Origin of the sequence: Stenotrophomonas sp. LMG 10879 (genome assembly GCF_002750935.1) — a bacterium.
In the GTDB taxonomy this organism is placed as follows: Bacteria; Pseudomonadota; Gammaproteobacteria; order Xanthomonadales; family Xanthomonadaceae; genus Stenotrophomonas; species Stenotrophomonas lactitubi_B.
The window spans coordinates 176160-199457 of the sequence record NZ_PEJT01000008.1; the positions used below are offsets into that span (position 1 = coordinate 176160).

Sequence of the window (23298 nt, forward strand, 5' to 3'; positions counted from 1 at the left end):
CTAACGGCAGGTGGACGTTGGCGGCATCGGACTCACATGCCCTGCGCATGCGTTTGACAACCGGTTACCGCGCGGGAAGCGCCGAGATCAGCAGGCGGTCACCGCGGCAGACATCGGTGCTGCTGTACAGGATGCGGCGCCCATCGTTGAAAGTGATGCGCAGATCGACGCGGCAGCCGGTCCCGCGTAGTGCCACGGTCGCCTGGCCTCCACCTCCTGCGATGGGCCCGGCCAATGCCAAGGCATGGAATGCGTCGGTTTCGCTCACCGCGACTTCCACCGACGTGGCAGGTGCATGGGCACGGTTGATCAGGGTCAGGTAGTGCAGCGGCGCCGCAGTCGCGCTGGCGACAATGCAGAACAGGCTGGTAGCGAGCAGGGTGCGGGACTTGTACATGCGGGATCTCCATTGGGGACATCGCCATCTGGCGGTGGAGGCTACGCGCCCGCAATCGATCCGGGACGAATCGTCGCGACAGCGGGACCAATCGCAATCGGCCCTCGCCGCGCTTCATTGCCGGCCACGCTGTGCCTAAGATGGCGCTGGCCCGCTCCGGGCACCGGGACGCATGCGATGAAGATCCGCCTTGGCCATACCCAGATCGACGTGCTGCGTTACCTGCTGCTGTGGCTGGCGGTTGCGTTCGCTTTCACCCTGCAGAAGGTGTTGAGCCACAGCCTGCAGGGCCAGTCGTTTCCATTTGAGGTCTACCTGCGCTGGTCGATGATCCAGTGGTTCACCTGGGCGGCGCTGGCGCCGCTGGTGTTCGCCCTGGGCGAACGCTATCCGCTGCGGCCGGAGCGAAGGCTGGCCGGTCTGGGGGTGCAGCTGCTGGCCAGCGTGGGGGTCACCGGGCTGGCGATGGTGGTGGGGGCCCTGGTGTCCACCTGGTTCGAGCCCAGCAGTTTTGGCGAGCAGCTGTGGTATTTCATTGCCCAGCATTTCGCGCTGGGCCTGCTGACCTACTGGGCACTTTTCGCGATCCAGCAGGCGCTGCATTTCCAGCAGGAAAAGGTGCGCCGCGAGATAGAGGCAAGCAGGCTGGCGACCGAGCTGGCGCAGTCGCGGTTGCTGGCGTTGAAGTCGCAGCTGCAGCCGCATTTCCTGTTCAATACGCTGCACGCAATCGTCACCCTGCTGGATGAAGACAAGGCCAGTGCCGAAGACATGCTGCTGCGTCTGAGCGAGCTGCTCCGCGCTTTTCTGGAAGACTACGACGGCCAGGAAATCAGCCTGCGCCAGGAACTGGAGTTGATCGAGCTGTACCTCGGCATCCAGCGCACGCGCTTCAAGGATCGCCTGCACAGCCGCATCTATGTTGCACCGGAACTGCTGGATGGCGCGGTTCCAAGCCTGATCCTGCAGCCGCTGGTGGAAAACGCGCTGCGCCATGGCATCGGCCGCAACCTCGGCGAGGACACCATCGAGATCGAGGGCCGCCGCGACGGTGACATGCTGTGCATCGAGGTGCGCAACCAGAACAGCACGCTGCAGCAGCCCGGGGCGCCCGGTGGTCATGGCATCGGCCTGTCCAATACGCGGCTGCGCCTGCGCGAGCTGTACGGCGATGCGGCCGAGGTGCGCCTGGACCTGCTCTGGCCGCACGGTGTGGCCTGCAGGGTGCGGTTGCCACTGCGGATGCTGGACGATGCCGATGACGCTCCCGAGTTTGTCGTGCACGGTAGTGCCGCATGAGCCTGAGCGTGCTGGTGGTGGACGACGAGCCGATCGCCCGGCGCGCGGTGACGCGCCTGCTGCACGGTGATGCGGACATCGACCATGTAGCCGAGTGCGGTGACGGAGTGTCTGCCGTGGCAGCCATCCGCGCGCAGTCGCCGGACCTGGTGTTCCTGGATGTGCAGATGCCTGGCATCACCGGTCTGGACGTGCTGGCCACCATCGGCGCCGCGCGGATGCCGGCCACGGTATTCGTCACCGCCTACGAGCAGTATGCGGTACGCGCATTCGAGGCCAATGCACTGGATTACCTCGTCAAGCCCTTCAGTCGCGAGCGTTTCGCGGCCACCTTGCTGCGCGCGAAGTGCCGGCTGGCCCAGGCCGCCAATGCCGCCGACAACACGCGCCTGCTGCAGGCGCTGGATGTACTGCGCAGGCGCGAGGATCATCTGCAGCGTATTGCCGTACGTGATGGCGAGGCGATGCTGCTGCTGGCGGTGCAGGACATCCTCTGGATCCGCGCCAATCGCAATACGGTGCAACTGCATCTGGCCGATCGCGTGCACGAGCTTCGCGAAACCATGAACAGCCTGGCTGAACGGCTGGATCCCAGGCATTTCGCCCGGGTGCATCGCTCGGCCATCGTCAACATCGCGCGGGTCAGGACGATCCACCCCTGGTTCAATGGCCATCACGTACTCACCCTGGAGAACGGCCAGCAGCTGCGCATGAGCCGCTACCAGAACGACGCCTTCCTGCGGCTGGTGTCGGCCCGCTCGGAGGCGTGAGTGCCTGCTGCCGGGCCAAGCGCCGCCGACCCGACGGCGATGGCATGCAGAATGTCATCGGTTCCTATCGCCGATGCCATCGGGCTTGCCTAGAATCGAGGCATCCCGGTAGGTCCCGGGCGCTGTCGAGTGAATGGATTCAATGAAGATTCTGTTGACCGGAAGTTCCGGGCGGATAGGGCGCGCGATCTTCGGTGCGCTGGCGGGTGCCAATGAGGTGGTGGGGCTGGACCGCAGTCCCTTCGCCACCACGCGCGTGATTGCCGATGTCACCGATCGCCGGGCGCTGGAACGCGCCGTGCAGGGGGTCGACGCCGTGATCCATACCGCGGCGCTGCACGCGCCGCACGTGGGCCTGGTGCCTGACACGGTGTTCCAGCAGATCAACGTGGAGGCGACCGCGAACCTGCTGCAGCTGGCGCGCGAGGCCGGCGTGCAGCGCTTCGTGCTGACCAGCACCACGGCGTTGTACGGCCATGCCGTGGTGTCGGGCGGCTGCCGTTGGATCGACGAGGACACCGAGCCGCTGCCACGCACGATCTACCACCGCACCAAACTGCAGGCCGAGGCCGCTGCCGAAGCGGCGGCAAGTGCAACGTTCACCGTGCGCGTGCTGCGGATGGCACGCTGCTTCCCCGAGCCGCCTGACCGCATGGCGATGTTCCGCCTGCACCGCGGTATCGACGCGCGCGACGTGGCCAGCGCCCATGCCGCGCTGCTTCACGATGAAGGCGCGCCCTTCCAGCGCTACCTCGCCTGTGCGCCGACGCCTTTCCGGCGCGAGGACTGCCTGCAGCTGGCCGCCGATCCGCGCCAGGTGCTGGCGCGCCGCGCACCGCTGCTGCTGGCCGAGTTCGAGCGCCGTGGCTGGCCTCTGCCGCTCAGCATCGACAGGGTCTACGACAGCAGCCGGATGCGTGCAGCACTGGGCTGGCAGCCGCGGTTCGGTCCAGAGGACGTCCTGCAGCAGTACGCCGCGGGCAGCATCGAGGTCCTGCCCCGTGCGGAATGGATCCGCGACCGCGTCGCCGAATAAAGGCGCCGGACAGAACAGGCGAGCGGCACAGGCCTGCGTCGACGGCCGCAGCTGAGCAGGTTCAGGTTTGTCCGCGCGGTGGGCCTCAACCTCGCCCGGCCATGGCCGCTAACCCGGTGCGCGCCTTCCCGCGCCGGGGTCCGATCCGGCGGGGCAGGCGGCCCGCGCGATGGATCGCGCATCTGCGCGGTGCCCTGGTGGCACCGGTCGACCTGAACTGCCTGCGGATCCTTCCATGCCTCCTTCCCGTTCCGTCGCTGCCCGTCGCCCCGGCAGCATCGCCCACAAGCTGATGCTGGGCACCGCGGTGATCGCGTTGCTGTGCTTCGGCGCGACCGCGTTCCTGATCTATCACCAGGCCAGTTCGGCGCTGGTGTCGTCCTCGCGGCAGACCATGGCCAGCGAAGCCCGTGCCGAGGCGCGCCAGGTGGCTGCCGACCTGGGCACGGCCTTCGCCAGCAACGATGCGATGGTGGAAACCGTGCTGGCCCAGCGTGCGCGCGGTGATGTGCCCGATCGCGCCAGCCTGGCCAGTGTCATCGGCGAGCAGCTGCACGCGCACCCGGAATGGCTGGGCAAGAGCACCATGTGGGAGGCCAATGCCTTCGACGGCAAGGACGCCGAGTTCGTCAACAGCGAGGCGCACGACGCCACCGGCCGCTACATGAGCTACTGGGCCTGGCAGGACGGCAAGCCGCAGCAGTCGACGATGACCGACTACACCGAGACGCCCAGCGGCTCGGGCAACTGGTACATGGTGCCCAGCCGCGACAAGCTGCCGCTGGTCAGTGAACCGTATGCCTACGACATCGGCGGCAAGCAGGTGCTGATGAGCACGCTCAGCACGCCGATCGTCGAGAACGGTACCTTCCTCGGTGTCTTCACCGTCGACTTCTCGCTGGACGCGCTGCAGAAGCACCTGGCCACGCTGACGCCGATGGGTGCCGGCCGTGTCGAGCTGCTGTCGCCGAAGGGCGTGGTGCTGGCCTCGGCCGATGCTGCCGAGATCGGCAAGCCGCGCACCGATGCCGCCACCCTCGGTATGCTGGCGCAGATCGCCGCCGACAAGACGTACGAAGCGTTCGAGCCCGACGCTGCCGGCAACGTCCGCCTGTACGTACCGCTGCAGGTGGGTGACGCGCCGCAGCGTTTCGCGCTGGGCGTGGTGGTGCCGCACGCGGTGATCATCGCGCAGGCCCGTGAGCTGCTGTGGATCATCCTGCTGGTGGGTGTGGTGGCCGCGCTGGTGCTCAGCGGCGGTGTCTACCTGCTGCTGCAGCGGCTGGCCGTGCGCCCGCTGGCGCAGGCGGTACGCATCGCCGGCGACGTGGCCGCGGGCAAGCTGGATACCGCCATGCCGGTGCTGGGCAACGACGAAGTGGGCCGCTTGCTGGACGCGATGCAGGGCATGCGTGGCCAGCTGCAGGCGGTGATGGCCGCACAGGCGGAGATGGCGCGTCGCCATGATGCCGGTGAAATCAGCTACCGCATGGATGCCTCGGTGTTCCCGGGCGAGTACGGCCGCATGGTGGCCGACAGCAACCAGCTGGTGGCCGACAGCAACGCGGTCACCCAGCGCCTGGTCGAGGTGATGCAGCGCTACGCGGTGGGCGACCTGAGCGTGGACATGGAGGCACTGCCGGGCGAAAAGGCGGTATTCACTGCGGCCATGGCAACCACCAAGAGCAACCTGGCGGCGATCAACGAGCAGATCCAGCAGTTGGCCGCCGCCGCAGCAGCGGGCGATTTCGCGGTGCGCGGCGATGCGCAGCGCTTCGAGCATGATTTCCGCCGCATGGTTGAAACCCTGAACACCATGATGCAGGTCAGTGACCACAACCTGGCCGCACTGTCGACGCTGCTGCGCGCCATCGCCGCCGGTGACCTCAGTACGCGGATGGAGGGTGACTTCCACGGGGTGTTCGCGGTGATGCGCGATGATGCCAACAGCACCGTGCAGCAGTTGACCCAGATCGTCGGCCAGATCCAGCAGTCCGCTTCCAGCATCCGCCTGGCCGCAGGCGAGATCGCGTCGGGCAACAGCGACCTGTCACGCCGCACCGAACAGCAGGCGGCCAACCTGGAAGAAACCGCCGCGTCCATGGAGGAGCTCACCTCCACCGTGCGCCAGAACGCCGATCACGCCCTGCAGGCCAACAAGCTGGCGGCCTCGGCCGCAGGCGTTGCCAGCGAAGGCGGGCAGGTGGTCAGCCAGGTGGTGCAGACCATGGAGCAGATCGAGACTTCTTCGCAGCGCATCGCCGAGATCATCTCGGTGATCGATGGCATCGCATTCCAGACCAACATCCTGGCCTTGAACGCAGCGGTGGAAGCGGCGCGCGCGGGCGAACAGGGCCGTGGCTTTGCGGTGGTCGCCAGTGAGGTGCGCGCGCTGGCACAGCGCTCGGCAGGCGCAGCCAAGGAGATCAAGGAGCTGATCGACGCCTCGGTCGGCCATGTCGGCGCCGGTGCGCAGCTGGTGCATGGCGCCGGCCGCACGATGCAGGAGATCGTCGGCCAGGTCGGCCGGGTCAACGAGATCATGGCCGAGATCTCGGCCGCCTCGCGCGAACAGTCGGCCGGTATCGAACAGGTCAACCAGACCGTGGTGCAGATGGACGAGACCACCCAGCAGAATGCTGCGCTGGTGGAAGAAGCCACGGCGGCGGCGCGGGCGATGGAAGAACAGGCCGAGCAGCTGGCGGTTGCGGTGTCACGCTTCCGCCTGCAGGCCGACAACCGCCCGACGGCCACGTTGCGCGCTGCCTGACCGGGGCCGTGAACGACGACGCCCGGCCGAGGCCGGGCGTCGATGTGCTGCTGCGCTGTCGAGCGCTGCGGCTTAGAACATGCCTTCGAAGGGGTTCCAGCTGGTGTTGCCCTTCACCTGTTCCAGGTAGTAGCTGTAGTTGGTGCTCGACGCCACCAGGAAGTTCATCGCGATGAACAGTGCACGGGCCACGATGTCCGGCAGCACCAGGCTGACCGCGATCAGCACGATGTTGATGCCGATCACCACCAGCGCCTTGCGCCACATGCCCAGGATGAACAGATAGATCGCGCCGAAGAAGAAGGCGAAGAAGTTGAGGTTGATCTTCAGGCGGTCGCCGAAGGACAGCGCCTTCCACGCCTGCTTGAAGCCGGGCTCCTTGGGGGCGCCGTGCTGCTGGAAGAAGTTGAAGCGGAACTGCCACTTCGGGCTGAAGCGGCTGAGGTCAACGGTATTCATGTGAGTAGGGACTTCCCTGTTAGGAAAACGTTTTCATGATAAGTGAGTCACATTCAGCAAACCAGCTTGGAGCGTCAAAATTGTGACGTTCCTACCGCGAAGGGCTTGCGTCCCGGTGCCGCACCGTCACCCATCCGCCTTGTTTTTAGGATAGGGTGCGCAGTTCCGCTGCCACCCCGGTGTTTCATGGGTAGCAGCGGTATGTCCATGGAGGTTGCATGACCACACCCGCTACACCGGAAAACGCACCCGGACCGGTGCTCCTGCCGACACCCGAAGTGGTGCAGGCACAACAACTGCTCGCCCGCCAGCAACTGGCGGTGGCGATGGACCGTGCACGCATCGCGGCCAGCCGCGATGCGGCGCCGGCGGTGCTGGAAAACGACTGAGCCTGGGAAACCAGCCGCGATCGCGCTGGCCTGTTGCCAGCGCGATCACAGTGCGCGTCAGAAGCGCGCGGTCATGCTGAGGAAGTAGCTGCGGCCCGCCACGAAGTAGTCGGTGGCGCCGTCGGCGTAAAGCTTCTTGTCGGCCAGGTTGCTGACGCCGCCGCGCAGGGTCAGCACCTCGTTGACGTTCCAGGCAGCGGTCAGGTCATACAGCGTGTAGGCCTTCAGGAAGGTATTGACCACGCCGGTCTGCTTGCCGGTGTACTGCGCCGACAGGCTGCTGGAGAACACCGTGTTCGGCGTCCAGTCCAACGACGAATAGCCTGAGAACTCCGGGGTGTCGATCAGGTTGCGGCCGGTGGTCAGGTTCTTGGCTTCCTTCATCCAGGTCGCCGAGGTGCGCCAGCGCCAGTGATCGCCGAAGCGGAAGTTGAGGTTGCCTTCCATGCCGCTGGTGCGCGCGCGCTGCACGTTGCTCATGCGCGTCCACCAGTAACCGTTGAAGAAGCCCAGCGCTTCGTATTCGATCTTGTTCCTGAAGTCGGTATGGAAGTAGGTCAGGCCGGCGTCGACCAGATCGTTGTCGAAGCTGACGCCGATCTCGCGGTTGGTGCTGGTTTCCGGGTCGAGGTCGGGGTTGCCGGCCATGTAGCAGCCGCCACGCACGTAGCCCAGCGGGTACAGCGAGGTGCAGCCGCGGCCGCCGGACTGGGTCGCCGCGCTGGGCGAATTCTCGGTCAGGCTCGGCGCGCGGAAGCCCTTGGAGACGCCGCCACGGATTGTCCATTGCTCGCTCGGGTGCCAGACCAGGTAGGCGCGCGGACTGACATGGCTGCCGAACTGCTCATGGTGGTCCAGGCGCGCGCCCAGGGTCAGGGCCAGGGTGCGGTGCAGCTTCAGCTCGTCTTCGACGAACAGCGCCCAGGTATCCACTTCCAGGGTGGAACCGACCACCGGTTTGCCGGCGTAGTCGATCGGTGCCTGGCCGATGGTGTCGGTGTTGGTCAGCTCCTGGCGCTTCCATTGGCCGCCCACCGCGAACTGGTGGTCCACGCCCAGGGTGAAGGGCGTGCTCAGGCTGCCTTCGATGATCGTATCGGTTGCCTCGGAGCGACCGGTAGCGCCGATATCGTTCTTGTACTCGGTCCAGTACGCGCTGAGCTTGGAGGTACCGAAATCCCACTTGCCGTCGTGGTTCAACGCCAGCGAACTGCGCTTGAGCTCACTGGCACCCCATGCACCCTCGTCCTGCTTTTCCAGCGCCTGGGCGATGAAGGCCTGCTGCACGCCATGACCCGCTTCCAGCGACACTTCCTGTGCCTCGCTCAGCTTCCACTGCAGCAGCGCGTCGACATTGCGGTCCTTCTCGCCGGCGTAGGCGTTGCCATACACGTCGCCGTTGGAGCGGTCCGAATCGCGGCGCATGCTGTTGGCACCGATGCGCAGGCCGAAGCGCTCGCCCAGCGGGCCGGAGAAGGTCGCGCCGATCTGCTGGGTGTCGCCACGGTCGCCATCCTGCGGTCGCGTGTAGCTGTGGGTGGCGCTGCCGTTCCAGCTGTCGCCGATGCGCTTGGTGATGATGTTGATCACCCCGCCCATCGCGTCCGAGCCATACAGCGAGGACATCGGACCGCGCACCACTTCGATGCGCTCGATCTGATCGGGCGAAATCCAGTTCAGGTCCTGGCGGCCCAGGTCGGGGCGGTAGTTGGTCGAGGCCGAGCTGCCCATGCGCTTGCCGTCCACCAGCACCAGCGTGTAGTTGGACGGCATCCCGCGCAGCTTGATCTTGGACTGCTCACCGGCGGCGCTGAGCCCACCGGTCACGCCCGGAATGCGGCTGAGCAGGGTGGCCAGGTCGTGCACCGGCTGGCGCTCGATGTCTTCGCGGCTGATCACGCTGATGCTGGCCGGGGCATCCTTGATCCACTGCTGGTTGCCCGAAGCGGTGACCACCACGGTATCCAGGTCCTTGGTCGAGGCGTCGGCGCTGGCTTCAGCGGCGGCGAGGGCAGGCAGGGTCAGCAGGCAGGCGGTGGCCAGGGCGCTGGCCAGTCGGGTGCGCGACAGGCGCGCGGAACGGAGAGGGGACATGACGGCTTCCAAGGGAGAGGAGAGACCCGGTGGAAGCAGCAGGCGCACGCAGACAGCAGGCAGCCACCCCTTCCCTGGGTCGTCGGGCGCGCGGTAGGTCCGGCGCAGCTGGGTGGGTCCGGTGCGCGGAGCGCGGTGACCTGCCTGGTTAACGGAATGATAACCGTTCTCGTTTGTTACGATCCAGTACTTCCCGGGATGAATCGACATTCCCGGGCTGCGTGCCGCGGTTCGCCTGCTGATTGCTGAATGGGGAGATTTCCCGGCGTAGACCTTCGCACCCGGCTTACATTCGGAGCCATAGACTGAGCCGCATTTTTCGATTCCGCCCCGTTGGAGATCGTGTGGGTTCCGGTAGTGACAGACATCGACTGCGCGGCGTGACGCCGTGGCAGACAGGACAAGTGCGGACGCCGGGAATGCGTGCCAGGAACCTTGGTGCATGCAGCCCGGCCGGGACGGCCGGTCCTGCGGCCTGCAGGGAGTAGGCGGCCATGGGGAGTGAAACCATCGACGCGGAACCGGTCACGGCCGGTCCCGACGCGGGCTGGGCCCTGCTGCCCGCCGAAGCGCCACTGGTGATGCCCGAACAGACGCTGCGCGAAGGCGCGCTGAAAGTCCGGCGCCATCGCACCTCGCCGCGCATGATCGGGCTGCGTCGCCTTTACATCCTCGGCGGCACTGCAGCGATGACCGCCGTGGCTACCCGGATGATGTGGCGGGTGCTGTCCGGCAATGGCATCAGCGTGCTGGAGGCCTGCCTGCTGGTGCTGTTCGTCGGCCTGTTCGCGTGGATCGCGCTGTCCTTCGCCAGTGCCGTGGCCGGCTTCCTGACGGCCGTGTTCGACCGCGGCTACCGCCTGGGCATCGATCCGGACAAGCCGCTGCCGACCGTGCACAGCCGCACCGCGCTGCTGATGCCCACCTACAACGAAGACCCGCGCCGGTTGCTGGCCGGCCTGCGCGCGATCTACGAATCGGTGGCGGCCACCGGCCAGCTGCAGCGTTTCGATTTCTTCGTGCTGAGTGATACCCGCCGCGAGGACATCGCGCGTGCCGAAGAGCAGGTGTTCGCCGAGCTGCGCGAGCTGGTGCCCGATGGCCAGGCGCGGCTGTTCTATCGCCGCCGTGGTGACAACAGCGCGCGCAAGGCCGGCAACATCGCCGACTGGGTACGCCGCTTCGGCGGTGCCTACCCGCAGATGCTGATCCTGGATGCCGACAGCCTGATGACCGGTGACAGCATCGTGCGCCTGGTGGCCGGCATGGAGCACAACGCCGACGTCGGCCTGATCCAGACCCTGCCATCGGTCATCGGCGGCCGCACCCTGTTCTCGCGCATGCAGCAGTTCGGCGGGCGCGTGTACGGCCCGGTGATCGCCCGTGGCGTGGCCTGGTGGCACGGTGCCGAAAGCAATTACTGGGGGCACAACGCGATCATCCGCACCCGGGCCTTCGCCGACCACGCCGGCCTGCCGGAGCTGCCGGGGCGCAAGCCGTTCGGCGGCCACGTGCTCAGCCACGATTTCGTGGAAGCCGCGCTGATGCGCCGTGGTGGCTGGGCCGCGCACATGGTGCCCTACCTGGGCGGCAGCTACGAGGAAGGCCCGCCGACGCTGACCGACCTGCTGGTGCGCGATCGCCGCTGGTGCCAGGGCAACCTGCAGCACGGCAAGGTGGTGGGCAGCCGTGGCCTGCACTGGATCAGCCGCGTGCACATGCTGATCGGCATCGGCCATTACTTCACCGCCCCGATGTGGGCGATGCTGATGCTGATCGGCATCGCCATCCCGCTGTTCCAGGATGGCATCGACTTCAACGCCCTGCTGCACCTGTCGCCCAGCGTGTACTGGCGCGCGCAGGATGAAGAACAGGTGGTGCGCCTGTTCGCCGCCACCATGGCGGTGCTGCTGATGCCCAAGGTCCTGGGTTACTTCGCGATGCTGCTCGACCCGGTCGAACGCCGTGGCTGCGGTGGCGCGATCCGGGCGTTCCTGTCGATGCTGGTGGAAACCGTGCTGGCCGCGCTGATGGCGCCGGTGGTGATGTACGTGCAGTCGCGCGGCGTGGCCGAAGTCCTGTCCGGCCGCGACTCGGGCTGGGATGCCCAGCAGCGCGATGACGGTGGCATCTCGTGGATTTCGCTGGTGCGCGGCTACGGTGGCCTGGGCGTGTTCGGCGCCTTCATGGGCGTGCTGGCGTGGGCGGTGTCGCCGTCGCTGGCGGCCTGGATGGCGCCGGTGGTGATCGGCATGGTGCTGGCGGTGCCGGTGGTGGCACTGACCTCGCTGCGCGGGCCGGGTGCCTTCCTGCATCGTCTCGGCCTGCTCGACATCCCCGAAGAGAACATCCCGCCGCCGGTGCTGGTGCGCGCCGCACAGCTGCGCCGGGAAGCGGCCGAGCAACCGCCGCTGTACTGATCGCACCGTGCCAGCGGCATAATGCGGCTCGAACGTACAGGAGCCGCAACATGCTGCAAACGGTGGAACAGGAAACCGGCGCCTCGCCGCAGTGGTCGGTGATCTGGCTGCACGGCCTCGGTGCCGACGGCCATGATTTCGCGCCGATCGTGCCGGAACTGGTGCGCCCGCACTGGCCGGCACTGCGCTTCGTGTTCCCGCACGCACCGGTGCGGCCGATCACGATCAACAACGGCGTGCCGATGCGCGGCTGGTACGACATTGTCGGCATGGACTTCCGCTCGCGCGCCGACATGACCGGCGTGCAGGAGTCGGTGGTGCAGCTGGATGCCCTGATCGCCCGCGAGATCGAACGCGGCGTCGCCGCCGATCACATCTTCCTGGCCGGCTTCTCGCAGGGCGGGGCGGTGATCCTCAGTGCCGCGCTGGCGCGCACTGCACCGTTGGCCGGCCTGATCGCACTGTCGACCTATCTGCCGGATGCCGAAAGCGCGTCGCGCGTCGATGGCGCAGTGGACGTGCCGGTGTTCATGGCCCACGGCAGCAGCGATCCGGTGATCCCGCAGGCGGTGGCCGCGCACAGCGCCGAGACGCTGCGCACGCTTGGGCTGGACGTGCAGTGGCACAGCTACCCGATGGCCCACCAGGTGTGCGCCGAGGAAATCGACGCGTTGGGCGACTGGCTGCAGGCACGCCTGGGCGTCGCCTGAGCCATGGCTGCGAGCGCTGCCACCCCGTGGATGCCGGAACTGTGCCGCTTGCCGCGGTTGGCAGCCATGCTCGGCCTGGCCGAACTGGTGGTGGTGGTGCTGGCATTGGCGCCCGATGGCAGCCGGCACTGGACCGTGGGCGAACTGGCATCGGCCAGCGGCTTCGCGCTGTGGCTGGCGCTGGCAGTGACCGCCAGCCTGTGCCTGCTGCGGCAGGCGCTGTCGAAGCTGCCGGAACTGCTGGGTGCCGTCGCAGCTGTCGGCCTGGCCGCGCTGATCGCCATCCTGTGCGCGGGCATCATCCATGCACTGTATGGCGTGCTGGGCGACAACTTCGCGCGCGGCATCGGCTTCTGGCGCTTCACCCTGGGCAGCGCGGCCACCACGGCACTGATCACCGCATTGGCGCTGCGCTACTTCTATGTCAGCGACCGCTGGGCGGCGCAGGTGCAGGCCAATGCCCGCGCGCAGGCCGACGCCCTGCAGGCGCGTATCCGCCCGCATTTCCTGTTCAACAGCATGAACCTGATCGCCAGCCTGCTGCATCGCGACCCGGCGGTGGCCGAGCGTGCCGTGCTCGACCTGTCCGATCTGTTCCGCGCCGCGCTGGGGGCGGGCGAGGGCGATTCGACCCTGCGCGATGAGTGCGAGCTGGCCGAGCGCTATCTGTCGATCGAATCGCTGCGTCTGGGCGATCGCCTGCGGGTGCACTGGCAGCGCGATGAACCCCTGCCGTGGGATCTGCCGATGCCGCGGCTGGTGCTGCAGCCGCTGGTGGAAAACGCGGTGCTGCATGGCATCTCGCGCCTGCCCGAAGGCGGCACCATCGAGCTGCATCTGGCCTGTGTGGGCAGCGAACTGCAGATCCGCGTACGCAATCCCGCGCCCGATCCGCAGGTGCCCGGGTTGGCCCTGGCGCAGGGGGCGGGCCATGCCCAGCACAGCATCGGCCACCGCCTGACCTGGCGCTTCGGCCGCGCCGCGCGGATGACGGCTGGCTGGAGCGAGGGCTACTATGCCTGCCAGGTGACAGTGCCGATCCAGTGAGGGGACGATCGTGAGGGTAGTCATCGCCGATGACGAACCGCTGGCGCGCGAGCGCCTGCGCAGCCTGCTGGCCGCGCAGGAAGGCGTGGACGTGGTGGCCGAGGCCGGCAACGGCGAGCAGGCCCTGCACGCGTGCGCCGAACTGCAGCCGGACCTGGTCCTGCTGGATATCGCCATGCCCGGTCTGGACGGGCTGGAAGCGGCCCGCCATCTGGCCAGTTTCGAGCCGCGGCCGGCGGTGGTGTTCTGCACCGCCTACGATGCGCACGCGCTGTCGGCGTTCGAGGCGGCGGCCATCGATTACCTGATGAAGCCGGTGCGCGCCGAGCGGCTGGCGGCGGCGATCGCACGCGCCCGGACCTTCCTGGCCGGCCGCGACGGCCATCCCCAGCACACCGGCGGCCAGGCCCGCAGCATGCTGTGTGCCCGCCTGCGTGGCAGCCTGCGATTGATTCCGCTGGACGACATCCACTATCTGCAGGCCGAAGAAAAGTACGTGGTGGTGCATCACGCCCGTGGCGAGGATCTGATCGAGGAATCGTTGAAGTCGCTGGAGGAAGAGTTCGCCAGCCGCTTCGTGCGCATCCACCGCAACTGCCTGGTGGCGCGCCATGAGCTGGTGGAACTGCGTCGTGGCAGTGGTGGCCAGGTGCAGGCGGTGCTGCGGCATGGCAAGCAGCCGCTGGAAGTGAGCCGGCGCTGCGTGGCGACGCTGAAGCAGGAATTGCGGCATCTGTAGGTTTTCCGCGCGGCCTGCGGCCGCGACTGCTTCGACAGCAACAGCAACAGCAACAGCAACAGCAACAGCGGGTTGGTCGGCTCTGTGCTGTTGCGTGTTGGGTGAGGCGGGATGGGCGGGCGGGACACGCCGTAAACCCATCCATGGGGGCTCGATGGCGCCATCCATGGCGCCAACGGTCCCGCCCGCCCATCTCGCCTCACCCTCGCGAATTTCCCGTTGACGGACGGCAAAGGCATTGTTGTTATCGGGCGGGAAAGAGGGGTCAGATCCCTTTTCCTGCGGAAAAGGGATCTGACCCCGGAAGCCGTCGGCTGTTGCTTCTGCTTTTTTCTTTTTTCTTTTGATCTTCCGTGGCTGACGCACACGGAAACTGTCAGAGGCCGGGAGGGGTGGGCTGCGCAGGGGCGTGAGCCGCATGGGCCCGAGGCATGCCTCGGGCGGGTTGGGCCGGACGCCCAACCCCGGTCTTGCCGTGTGCGCAGGACAGCGCACACGAATAAGCGGCGACCGAGCTTACATGGACGTACTTGCAGCTACCCCTGCGCAGCCCCCCCGACCGGCCAAGCCCAGCTGCTGCTCCCAGCCACGAGGGGCTCCGCCGTTGGCCGTATCCTGCCGATAGGCGCGATAATGCCCGGATGGAAACCGTCCGCATCGCCACCCGCAAGAGCCCGCTCGCCCTCTGGCAGAGCGAACACGTCGCCGACCGCCTGCGCCAGGCACATCCCGATCTGCACGTGGAACTGGTGCCGATGAGCACCCGCGGCGATGAAGTGCTGGATCGCTCGCTGGCGGCCATCGGCGGCAAGGGCCTGTTCCTCAAGGAACTGGAACTGGCCATGCTGCGGGGCGAGGCCGATTGCGCGGTGCATTCGCTGAAAGACGTGCCGATGGAGCTGGATGCGCCGTTCGCGCTGCCGGCGATGCTGACCCGTCACGATCCGGCAGACGGCTTTGTCTCCAATCTGTATGCGTCGCTGGATGCGCTGCCGATCGGTGCGCGCGTCGGTACCTCGTCACTGCGTCGCCAGGCCCAGCTGCGCGCGCTGCGCCCGGACCTGGAACTGCTGGACCTGCGCGGCAACGTCAACACCCGACTGGCCAAGCTCGACAACGGCGGCTACGACGCCATCGTGCTGGCGGTGGCCGGGCTGGAACGGTTGGGCCTGGGCAATCGCATCGTCGCCCGCCTGCAGCCGCCGCAGTGGCTGCCGGCGCCGGCACAGGGCGCGGTGGCGGTGGAGTGCGATGGCGGCAACGCCGCGCTGATGGCGCTGTTCGCAGGCCTGGATGACGCCGCCACGCGCGCCTGTGTGGAAGCGGAGCGGGCGATGAACCGCGCGCTGCACGGCAGCTGCCATGTGCCGGTGGCGGCGATCGCGCAGTGGCAGGGGCAGGATCTGCACCTGCAGGGCCTGGTCGGTAGTGCCAGTGACGGCCGCGCGGTGCGTGCCGACGCCGTGGGCCCGGCCAGCGATCCGGAGGCGCTGGGCCAACGCGTGGCGAAGATGCTGCTGGAGGCGGGCGCCGGCGAGCTGTTGAACGTCTGAGTTCGCTGGATCGTGCCCACCAAGGTGGGCGCCTACCGGAAAAGAAAACGGGCGCCTGGCGCCCGTTTCGCTTACTTGAACTTGTAGACCACGTTCATCGTGGTCAGCGTATCGGTCTTGCGCTTGTCCTCAGCGACGTCGCTGTTGTAACGCGCCTGCCAGCCGGCCTTCAGCGCCAGGTGCTCGTTCATGCTCACCGAGACACCGAAATCGTTCTGGCCGAAGGTGTTGTACGAACCGGATTCGACCAGCAGGGTGTTGATCAGGTCGGTGTTGTCGGTCAGCGAGTACTTCAGGTCGAACAGGCCACGACCGATCAGGCCGGTGCGGGTGCGGTCGTCCTCGGTGCTGTGGGTGCGGCGCACACCGGGGCCGATCTGCGCGTCGAACGAGAAGCGCTCGGTGTTCCACAGCCGGGTGCCGTAACCCAGACCGAACGAGCTCTGGCGATCGTAGGTGGCGAAATCATCACGCTCGGTACGTACCGTGGCGGTCAGCTGGCGATGTTCGCCCAGCTGCAGCGCGCTGCCCGCACTGCCGGTGTAGCGGTTGGCGGTAGTGTTGTTGCGGCGGGTGGTGGTGCCGTCGTCGCTGGTTTCAGTCACCTTGGAGCTGGAGCGCAGGCCGAACAGATCCATGCTGTGCACCCAGTCGCCATCGGTGTAGCGCAGGCGCAGGCGGCCGTTGAAGCTCTCGGTGCTGCTGTTGCCACGTGCCGACGCGAAGCCGAGTTCGCCACCACTGCCGCTCCACGGCGAGGACATCGCCGCCAGTTCGGAGGCATCCTGCGCATACGCCAGCGGGGCGCAGAGCAGCAAGGGGACCAGCAGGGACACGCGCAGGGACATCGAGGCTTCTCCGAAGCGGTTGGCAGCCGGTGATGATACTGGAAGCGTGATGACCGTCCGAATCGCCCGTCCCGCCTGCTTCAGCAGACGTTGTCGGCCGGGCCCATTCAGGGCAGGTCGACCTGCAGGGCAGGATCGTTGAAGCGCGAGTACCGCAGCCGCAGCTGGAAGGGTTTGCCGTTGTTGTGGCCACTGCGCACGATCTGCCGTGGCAGGCCCTGCGCATCCACCCAGTACTCCAGGCGTTCACCGGCGGTGGCGCCACGCAGGCGGTAGTGGCGCGTGCTGACCCCATCCAGCGTCTGCTCGCCCAGGTCTTCGGCCTGCAGGGCCTGGGCGGGGATATCGGCCGGCAGTGGGCTGCGCCATTGTTCCAGCAGCCCCGGCGGGGTCGGCACCTGGCGGATCGCATCGTCGGCCTGCAGGAACATGGTGTCGCCGATGATCACCTGCGGCCCGGCAGGGGTCTGCACCCGGAAGCGATCCGGGGCGACGAAGTCCATCGCGGTGCGCACCGGTTGCTGTGCACCCAGCACCTCCAGCTCGGCGTGGAAGCTGCGCAGGGCCGCAAACCGCTGGCTGGCAGACAGCACCGCCTGTGCCGGATCGGCAGCGGGGACGGGCGTCGCCGCCTCGGTGGGCGCCGGTGCGCGGTCGCAGGCGGCCAGCATCAGGCAGGCCAGCAGGGGCAGGACAGACAACCGGCGCATCGGGCGCTCCACGGGGCAGGGGGCGCCCACGATAGCCCAATCGTCCGCCACAACGCCCGAGACTCGGACATAATCGGGGGCATGGACCGATACGAACGCATCACCGCCCTGCATCGTCTGCTCAAGTCCGCACGCTATCCGGTGACGGTGGCGACCCTGCAGGACAAGCTCGGTTGCTCCCGGGCCACCGTCTACCGCGACCTGGCGTTCCTGCGCGATGCGCTGATGGCGCCGATCGAGGGCGATGGCGAGGCCGGCTTCCGCTACCTGGCCGACGAGAGCGACCGCTTCGAGTTGCCCGGCCTGTGGCTGAGCTCGGAGGAGCTGCACGCCCTGCTGGCCTCGCAGCACCTGCTGGCCCGCACCGGCGGCGGCGTGCTGTCTTCGGTGCTGGCACCGCTGCAGCAGCGCATCGAGAGCCTGCTGGCTGCCCAGGCCGGTGTTTCCAGCTGGCCGGTGGACCGGGTCCGGGTGATTCCGCACCGTGGCCGCAAGTTCGATGAAGCCAGCTTCCGTTCGGTCGCTTCGGCGGTGCTGGAACGCAAGCAGCTGGGCTTTGAGTACCGCGCCCGTTCGACCGACGAAGCGACCAAGCGCACGGTATCGCCGCAGCGGCTGACCCATTACCGCGACAACTGGTATCTGGACGGCTGGGACCATGATCGCGAGGCCCTGCGCAGCTTCGCGGTGGACCGCATCTACAAGGCGCGGGTGATCGACAGCACCGCCCGCGATGTCGCCGACAGCGAGCTGGACGAGCAGCTGGGCGCCAGCTACGGCATCTTCTCCGGTGCGCCGAAAGGCTGGGCAACCATCCTGTTCAGCGCCAAGGCCGCGCGCTGGGTGGCCGACGAACACTGGCACTCCAAGCAGCAGGGCCGCTTCCTCGCGGACGGCCGCTACGAACTGAAAGTGCCTTACAGCGTGTCGCGCGAACTGTTGATGGACGTGTTGCATTACGGGTCCGATGCCGAGATCGTCGAGCCGATGATGCTGCGCGAGCAGGCCAAGGCACTGCTGGAACTGGCCCTGACCAACTACGAAAAATCCTGACAACTCCCCCCGAGATCGATTGCGCCCATGAAGAAGACCCTGTTGCTGCCCCTGTTCGCCGCTGCGCTGGCACTGACCGCCTGCGGCAAGTCCGGCGAGCCTTCGCAGAAGCTGGTGGTGGCCGCCACCGCTGTGCCGCATGCCGAGATCCTGGAAGTGGTCAAGCCGATCCTCAAGCAGGAAGGCGTGGAGCTGGACGTGCGCGTGTTCAACGACTACGTGCAGCCCAACGACCAGCTGGTGCAGAAGCAGGTGGATGCCAACTACTTCCAGACCGAGCCGTACCTGGATGCCTACAACCGCGATCGCAAGACCGACCTGACCAAGGTGGTGGGCGTGCACATCGAGCCCTTCGGTGCGTACTCGCGCAAGATCAAGTCGCTGGCCGAGCTGCGTGACGGGGCCGATGTGGTGATCCCCAACGACCCGAGCAACAACAGCCGTGCGCTGATCCTGCTGCACAAGGCCGGCGTGATCGAGCTGAAGGACCCGACCAATGCGCTGGCCACGCAGCGCGACATCGTCTCCAACCCGAAGAAGCTGAAGTTCCGCGAGCTGGATTCGGCGATGCTGCCGCGCGTGCTCGACCAGGTCGACCTGGCCCTGATCAACACCAACTATGCGCTGGATGCCGGCCTGAACCCGACCAAGGACGCGCTGGCGATCGAGAGCAAGGACTCGCCGTACGTGAACTTCCTGGTTGCCCGCCCGGACAACAAGGACGACGCCCGCGTGCAGAAGCTGGCCAAGGCGCTGACCAGCCCGCAGGTGAAGACCTTCATCGAGACCAAGTACAAGGGCGCGGTGCTGCCGGCGTTCTGACCGCGCTGATCCGCTGACGATGCCTGTGGTGGGTGTCGACCTGGGTCGACACCGCCCTTCCTGTAGAGCCGAGTCCACGCTCGGCTCTGCTGTTTTCGGCATTCCACCAACGGCAGCCGAGCATGGCTCGGCTCTACAATGTCAATCGACGTGGAAGGCGAGGGTGGCGGCCACGGCCTGCTGCCACCCTGCGTAGAGTTTCTCGCGCCGGGCCACCGCCATCTGCGGTTCGAAGCGGCGATCCAGCCCCCACTGTGCCGCGATCTGCTCGCGGCTTTCCCAGAAGCCGACCGCCAGCCCCGCCAGGTAGGCCGCCCCCAGCGCGGTGGTCTCGGTCAGCCGCGGACGCAGCAGCGGCACGCCGAGGATGTCGGCCTGGAAGCCGGCGAGGAAGTCGTTGCCGATCGCGCCGCCATCGGCGCGCAGTTCACTGAGCGAGATGCCCGCGTCGGACTGCATCGCGTCCAGTACGTCGCGGGTCTGGTAGGCCATCGCCTCCAGCGCCGCCCGCACGAAGTGGGCCTTGCGGGTGCCACGGGTCAGGCCGAACATCGCACCGCGCACGTCGCTGCGCCAGTACGGTGCACCCAGGCCGACAAAGGCCGGCACCAGATACACCCCGGCGCTGTCCGGCACCTGTGCGGCCAAGGTCTGGCTGTCGGCGGCACGATCGATCATGCGCAGGCCATCGCGCAGCCACTGCACCACCGAGCCGGCGACGAAGATCGATCCTTCCAGCGCGTATTCCACCTTTCCGTTCAGGCCCCAGGCAATGGTGGTCAGCAGGCCATTGCGCGAGCGTACGGCCTGCGTGCCGGTGTGCATCAACATGAAGCAGCCGGTGCCATAGGTGTTCTTGACCATGCCCGGCTGGAAGCAGGCCTGGCCGAACAGCGCGGCCTGCTGGTCGCCGGCGATGCCGGCAATCGGGATCGGGTGGTCGAAGAAGAACTGCGGGCGAGTGTGCGCATACACCGAACTGGAATCACGCACCTGCGGCAGCATCGCGCGCGGAATGTCCAGCAGGGCCAGCAGGTCATCGTCCCATTCCAGGGTATGGATGTTGAACAGCAGCGTGCGCGCGGCATTGCTGTAGTCGGTCACGTGCGCCTGGCCGCCGCTGAGATTCCACACCAGCCAGCTGTCGATGGTGCCGAACAGCAGCTCGCCACGCTCGGCGCGTTGCTGCGCGCCTTCGACGTGATCGAGGATCCAGCGGATCTTGGTGGCCGAGAAATAGGCGTCGATCAGCAGGCCGGTGCGCTCGCGGATCAGCGCCTCGTGGCCGCCGGACTTCAGCCGCTCGCAGATGGCCTGGCTCTGCCGCGACTGCCAGACGATGGCGTTGTGGATCGGCTGGCCGCTGGCGCGGTCCCAGACCACAGTGGTTTCGCGCTGGTTGGTGATGCCCAGCGCCGCGATATGGCGGGGATCGATCTGTTCGCGGCTGAGCAGTTCGGTGATCGTGGCGTAGACGCTGGTCAGGATCTCGCGCGGGTCATGCTCGACCCAGCCCGGCTGTGGAAACAGCTGGGCGAACTCGCGCTGCGCACTGCCGACGGTGTCGCCGGCGCGATCGAACAGGATCGCGCGCGAACTGGTGGTTCCCTGGTCGATGGCCAGCACGTAGCGGGGCGTCATGCAGCGTCTCCAGTGGCGATGTTGAAATCGTAATGCATCGGCGGCGCCGGGCTGCGCCTGGCACTACCGGCAATGTGAATCCATCCACGCCTGCAGCCGTGCCGCGTGCGCCGCATCCATCTGCAGCCCCAGCTTGCTCCGTCGCCACAGTACATCCTCGGCGCTGCGGGCCCACTCGTGGTCACACAGGAACGCCACCTCGCGTGCGTGCAGGCCTGCGCCAAAGTCTTCGCCCAGATCGAACAGGGTGCGCGCGCCGTGCAGCAGATCCAAGCTGCGGCTGCCATAGGCGCTTGCCCAGCGCCGCAGTAGGGCCTCGGGCAGCCAGGGGGCCTGCTGCTGCAGGTGCTGCCGGGCCTGCCCGGCAGCGCCCCAGTCGCTGCCGGGCAACGGGTCGCCTGCCGCCGTCCAGGCCGGGCCTGCGTGCGGCAGATGGGGGCGCAACAGATCCAGTGCTTCCTCGGCCAGCACCCGATAGGTGGTCAGCTTGCCGCCGAGCACGTGCAGCGCGGGCGCACCGTCGGCGTCCAGTTGCAGGCGGTAGTCACGGCTCAGTTTCGCCGCGCGCGGGTCCGGGTCGGCCAGCAACGGGCGCACGCCGGCAAACTGCCAGACCACCTCGGCCGCTGCGATCGGATCGCGCAGGTAGCCATTGGCAGCGCTGCACAGGTAGTCCACCTCCGAAGGCAGCACACTGCAGCGTGCGGGGTCACCGCGATAGTCGGTGTCGGTGGTGCCGACCAGCAGATGGTCGTGGAAGGGCAGCAGGAACACCACGCGGCCGTCGGGTTGCTGCAGCAGGCAGGCCCTGTCGTTGGGCCAGGGGCGGTGCAGCACGATGTGGCTGCCCTGCACCAGGCGCAGCGCAGGTCTGCCGCTGCGGGCGTGCATGCGCTCCAGCAGGCCGCCCGCCCAGGGGCCTGCGGCGTTGGCCACCGCCCGTGCCTGCACGGTCTGCTGATCGCCGGACGTGTCTTCCAGAACAACGCGCCAGCGCCCGTGCTCGCGCCGCAGGTCCACGCAGCGCGTGCCGGTCAGGATGCGTGCACCCCGTTGCGCAGCGTCGAGCGCGTTGAGGACGACCAGCCGCGCATCGTCCACCTGCGCATCGGCGTAGCTGAAGGCCTGCCGCAGCTGTGGCGACAGCAGCGCGCCGAGCGGATCGTCGTGCAGATCCATGCTGCGCGATGCAGGGAAGGCGGGGCTGCGCCGGCCCAGGTGGTCGTACAGCCAGAGCCCCAGGTGCAGCATCCAGCGTGGACGCAGGTGCGGTTGCCACGGAAGCACGAAGCACAGCGGCCGCACCAGGAACGGCGCCTGCCGGCGCACCACTTCGCGCTCGCCCAGCGCTTTGCGCACCAGGCCGAACTCGCTCTGCTCCAGGTAGCGCAGGCCGCCATGGATCAGCTTGCTGCTGGCGCTGGAAGTGTGCGCTGCCAGGTCGTGCTGTTCGCACAGCAGTACCTTCAGGCCACGGCCACTGGCATCACGGGCGATGCCTGCACCGTTGATGCCACCGCCGATCACCAGCAGGTCGACCTCGTCCATCGCGCCTCCGCATCTTGTTTATGTAGAGCCGAACCGCGCCTCCATTGACCGTGGGCGCCATTGAACGTAACGCATCGCAGTGCGCGCGGAGCCCGCCGCTCGACTCGGGATAGGGGGCTTGGCTCGACTCTACAAAAAAGCAGCCGAGCATGGGCTCGACTCTACAAAAAAGTAGCCGAGCATGGGCTCGGCTCTACAGGCGGAACCCGGGTGACGGAAACGACGACGGGCCCCGAAGGGCCCGTCGCGGTACAACAATGACGCAGAAGCGCTTAGAAGCGGGCGCCGATGCCGAAGCCGACGGTCCACGGATCCATCTTCGCTTCGCCGATCTTCTCGCCGCCGACCTTCACGTCCGGACGCGAGCGCATGTAGCGGGCGTCGGCACGGGCGAACCAGGTCGAGTTGATGTTCATGTCCACACCGACGGTGCCGATCACGCCCTTGGCATCCTTCAGGCGGATGTCGGAGTCGCTGCCGTCGGCCAGCGTTTCATTGCTGAAAGCCGACTGGAAGTAGCCCACGCCCACGAACGGACGGAACACGTTGTCGGCCTGGCCGAAGTGGTACTGGCCGCTCAGTGCGACCGGCTGCTGCTCGACGCTGCCGAGGCGGGCATTGCCCGGGCCCTTCACCTTGTGGTCGAACTTGTCTGCAGCGCCCCACAGTTCAACGGCCCAGTTGTCGTTGATGTAGTAGCTGAAGCTGACGGTCGGTGCCGGGCCGCCATCGACCTTCTTGATGCCGTCGATCGGGTCATTCTTCGGCTGCAGCAGCGAGACGCCGCCAACCACGGCAAAATGCTTGCCCGAGGCGGTGTCGGTGGTGCTGCTGTCCTGCGCGAAGGCAGCCGGTGCGAACGCGGCGGAGGTCAGCAGGGCGAGGCTCAGGATACGGATGGAGCGCATGGGGGAATCTCCTAATGTTTCTTGTTTTGGGCCCCCGGTTGCGGGGCGAGCACACCGTAGTCGCCCCAACATGAATCGAATCCGA

20 protein-coding genes are annotated in these 23298 nt (G+C 67.3%); 12 read left to right on the forward strand and 8 right to left on the reverse strand.

Translation table 11 applies throughout. From position 1 onward, the window contains the following. Positions 1–64: 64 nt before the first annotated feature. Positions 65–397 carry a hypothetical protein gene (locus CR919_RS14220; protein ID WP_099820558.1) on the reverse strand — a complete coding sequence of 111 codons (333 nt, stop codon included), beginning with the start codon at positions 395–397 and terminating at the stop codon, positions 65–67. Between the two features lie 177 nt (positions 398–574). Here CR919_RS14220 and CR919_RS14225 point away from each other — a divergent pair, with 177 nt between their 5' ends. From CR919_RS14225 to CR919_RS21435, 4 genes are all read left to right on the forward strand, one after another. Then, the gene (locus CR919_RS14225) at positions 575–1696 is read left to right on the forward strand and encodes a histidine kinase (protein ID WP_099820559.1); all 1122 of its coding nucleotides are present in this window, start codon (positions 575–577) and stop codon (positions 1694–1696) included. Next, positions 1693–2466, forward strand: coding sequence for a response regulator (locus CR919_RS14230; protein ID WP_099820560.1), 774 nt, complete (start codon positions 1693–1695; stop codon positions 2464–2466). The genes CR919_RS14225 and CR919_RS14230 overlap by 4 nt, the downstream gene beginning before the upstream one ends. 142 nt (positions 2467–2608) lie before the next feature. Beyond that, the gene (locus CR919_RS14235) at positions 2609–3502 is read left to right on the forward strand and encodes an NAD(P)-dependent oxidoreductase (protein ID WP_099820561.1); all 894 of its coding nucleotides are present in this window, start codon (positions 2609–2611) and stop codon (positions 3500–3502) included. Between the two features lie 235 nt (positions 3503–3737). After that, positions 3738–6272 (forward strand): methyl-accepting chemotaxis protein, encoded by a 2535-nt coding sequence (locus CR919_RS21435; protein ID WP_099820562.1) that lies wholly within the window; start codon positions 3738–3740, stop codon positions 6270–6272. 72 nt (positions 6273–6344) lie between these two features. Here the strand turns inward: CR919_RS21435 and CR919_RS14245 are convergent, their stop codons facing one another. After that, positions 6345–6731, reverse strand: coding sequence for a DUF2628 domain-containing protein (locus CR919_RS14245; protein WP_099820563.1), 387 nt, complete (start codon positions 6729–6731; stop codon positions 6345–6347). A gap of 218 nt (positions 6732–6949) precedes the next feature. Here CR919_RS14245 and CR919_RS21215 point away from each other — a divergent pair, with 218 nt between their 5' ends. Next, positions 6950–7120 (forward strand): hypothetical protein, encoded by a 171-nt coding sequence (locus tag CR919_RS21215; protein ID WP_162887695.1) that lies wholly within the window; start codon positions 6950–6952, stop codon positions 7118–7120. Positions 7121–7177: 57 nt separating this feature from the next. Here the strand turns inward: CR919_RS21215 and CR919_RS14250 are convergent, their stop codons facing one another. Next, positions 7178–9214, reverse strand: a complete 2037-nt coding sequence (locus tag CR919_RS14250; protein WP_099820564.1) for a TonB-dependent receptor — start codon at positions 9212–9214, stop codon at positions 7178–7180. Positions 9215–9708: 494 nt separating this feature from the next. Between CR919_RS14250 and mdoH the strand changes: the two genes are divergently transcribed. The 5 genes from mdoH to hemC all read left to right on the forward strand — a co-directional run bounded on the left by mdoH (position 9709) and on the right by hemC (position 15683). Beyond that, complete coding sequence (mdoH, locus tag CR919_RS14260; protein ID WP_099820565.1) at positions 9709–11634, forward strand: glucans biosynthesis glucosyltransferase MdoH; 1926 nt, start codon at positions 9709–9711, stop codon at positions 11632–11634. 50 nt (positions 11635–11684) lie between these two features. Continuing rightward, the gene (locus CR919_RS14265) at positions 11685–12344 is read left to right on the forward strand and encodes an alpha/beta hydrolase (RefSeq protein WP_099820566.1); all 660 of its coding nucleotides are present in this window, start codon (positions 11685–11687) and stop codon (positions 12342–12344) included. Between the two features lie 3 nt (positions 12345–12347). Further along, the gene (locus CR919_RS14270; RefSeq protein WP_207761042.1) at positions 12348–13391 is read left to right on the forward strand and encodes a sensor histidine kinase; all 1044 of its coding nucleotides are present in this window, start codon (positions 12348–12350) and stop codon (positions 13389–13391) included. Positions 13392–13401: 10 nt separating this feature from the next. Further along, positions 13402–14130 (forward strand): LytTR family DNA-binding domain-containing protein, encoded by a 729-nt coding sequence (locus CR919_RS14275; protein WP_099820567.1) that lies wholly within the window; start codon positions 13402–13404, stop codon positions 14128–14130. 641 nt (positions 14131–14771) lie between these two features. Further along, the gene (hemC, locus tag CR919_RS14280; RefSeq protein ID WP_099820568.1) at positions 14772–15683 is read left to right on the forward strand and encodes a hydroxymethylbilane synthase; all 912 of its coding nucleotides are present in this window, start codon (positions 14772–14774) and stop codon (positions 15681–15683) included. Between the two features lie 71 nt (positions 15684–15754). On the opposite strand, the gene CR919_RS14285 is transcribed toward hemC, so the two are convergent. Further along, positions 15755–16531 (reverse strand): DUF481 domain-containing protein, encoded by a 777-nt coding sequence (locus CR919_RS14285; RefSeq protein ID WP_025877391.1) that lies wholly within the window; start codon positions 16529–16531, stop codon positions 15755–15757. A gap of 107 nt (positions 16532–16638) precedes the next feature. Further along, positions 16639–17241: a hypothetical protein gene (locus tag CR919_RS14290; RefSeq protein ID WP_099820569.1), complete on the reverse strand. Its 603-nt coding sequence runs from the start codon at positions 17239–17241 to the stop codon at positions 16639–16641. 81 nt (positions 17242–17322) lie between these two features. Here CR919_RS14290 and CR919_RS14295 point away from each other — a divergent pair, with 81 nt between their 5' ends. Further along, a complete protein-coding gene (locus CR919_RS14295) occupies positions 17323–18294 on the forward strand; it encodes a YafY family protein (RefSeq protein ID WP_025877388.1) in 972 nt (323 codons plus the stop codon). A gap of 27 nt (positions 18295–18321) precedes the next feature. Then, positions 18322–19116, forward strand: coding sequence for a MetQ/NlpA family ABC transporter substrate-binding protein (locus CR919_RS14300; RefSeq protein ID WP_099820570.1), 795 nt, complete (start codon positions 18322–18324; stop codon positions 19114–19116). A 141-nt stretch (positions 19117–19257) separates the two neighbouring features. Here CR919_RS14300 and glpK read toward each other — a convergent pair whose 3' ends face one another. From glpK to CR919_RS14315, 3 genes are all read right to left on the reverse strand, one after another. Next, a complete protein-coding gene (gene glpK / locus CR919_RS14305; protein ID WP_099820571.1) occupies positions 19258–20757 on the reverse strand; it encodes a glycerol kinase GlpK in 1500 nt (499 codons plus the stop codon). A 63-nt stretch (positions 20758–20820) separates the two neighbouring features. Beyond that, complete coding sequence (glpD, locus tag CR919_RS14310; RefSeq protein ID WP_099820572.1) at positions 20821–22305, reverse strand: glycerol-3-phosphate dehydrogenase; 1485 nt, start codon at positions 22303–22305, stop codon at positions 20821–20823. A 272-nt stretch (positions 22306–22577) separates the two neighbouring features. Then, positions 22578–23213, reverse strand: coding sequence for an OmpW family outer membrane protein (locus tag CR919_RS14315; protein WP_049464294.1), 636 nt, complete (start codon positions 23211–23213; stop codon positions 22578–22580). Between the last annotated feature and the right edge of the window lie 85 nt (positions 23214–23298).

Coding starts and splice junctions, on each gene's coding strand:
- CR919_RS14315 (WP_049464294.1), bottom strand. CDS start 23,213: ATGCGCTCCATCCGTATCCTGAGCCTCGCCCTGCTGACCTCCGCCGCG.
- hemC (WP_099820568.1), top strand. CDS start 14,772: ATGGAAACCGTCCGCATCGCCACCCGCAAGAGCCCGCTCGCCCTCTGG.
- CR919_RS14285 (WP_025877391.1), bottom strand. CDS start 16,531: ATGTCCCTGCGCGTGTCCCTGCTGGTCCCCTTGCTGCTCTGCGCCCCG.
- CR919_RS14270 (WP_207761042.1), top strand. CDS start 12,348: ATGGCTGCGAGCGCTGCCACCCCGTGGATGCCGGAACTGTGCCGCTTG.
- glpD (WP_099820572.1), bottom strand. CDS start 22,305: ATGGACGAGGTCGACCTGCTGGTGATCGGCGGTGGCATCAACGGTGCA.
- CR919_RS14225 (WP_099820559.1), top strand. CDS start 575: ATGAAGATCCGCCTTGGCCATACCCAGATCGACGTGCTGCGTTACCTG.
- CR919_RS21435 (WP_099820562.1), top strand. CDS start 3,738: ATGCCTCCTTCCCGTTCCGTCGCTGCCCGTCGCCCCGGCAGCATCGCC.
- CR919_RS14300 (WP_099820570.1), top strand. CDS start 18,322: ATGAAGAAGACCCTGTTGCTGCCCCTGTTCGCCGCTGCGCTGGCACTG.
- glpK (WP_099820571.1), bottom strand. CDS start 20,757: ATGACGCCCCGCTACGTGCTGGCCATCGACCAGGGAACCACCAGTTCG.
- CR919_RS14265 (WP_099820566.1), top strand. CDS start 11,685: ATGCTGCAAACGGTGGAACAGGAAACCGGCGCCTCGCCGCAGTGGTCG.
- CR919_RS14220 (WP_099820558.1), bottom strand. CDS start 397: ATGTACAAGTCCCGCACCCTGCTCGCTACCAGCCTGTTCTGCATTGTC.
- CR919_RS14245 (WP_099820563.1), bottom strand. CDS start 6,731: ATGAATACCGTTGACCTCAGCCGCTTCAGCCCGAAGTGGCAGTTCCGC.
- CR919_RS14290 (WP_099820569.1), bottom strand. CDS start 17,241: ATGCGCCGGTTGTCTGTCCTGCCCCTGCTGGCCTGCCTGATGCTGGCC.
- CR919_RS14250 (WP_099820564.1), bottom strand. CDS start 9,214: ATGTCCCCTCTCCGTTCCGCGCGCCTGTCGCGCACCCGACTGGCCAGC.
- CR919_RS14230 (WP_099820560.1), top strand. CDS start 1,693: ATGAGCCTGAGCGTGCTGGTGGTGGACGACGAGCCGATCGCCCGGCGC.
- CR919_RS14235 (WP_099820561.1), top strand. CDS start 2,609: ATGAAGATTCTGTTGACCGGAAGTTCCGGGCGGATAGGGCGCGCGATC.
- mdoH (WP_099820565.1), top strand. CDS start 9,709: ATGGGGAGTGAAACCATCGACGCGGAACCGGTCACGGCCGGTCCCGAC.
- CR919_RS21215 (WP_162887695.1), top strand. CDS start 6,950: ATGACCACACCCGCTACACCGGAAAACGCACCCGGACCGGTGCTCCTG.
- CR919_RS14295 (WP_025877388.1), top strand. CDS start 17,323: ATGGACCGATACGAACGCATCACCGCCCTGCATCGTCTGCTCAAGTCC.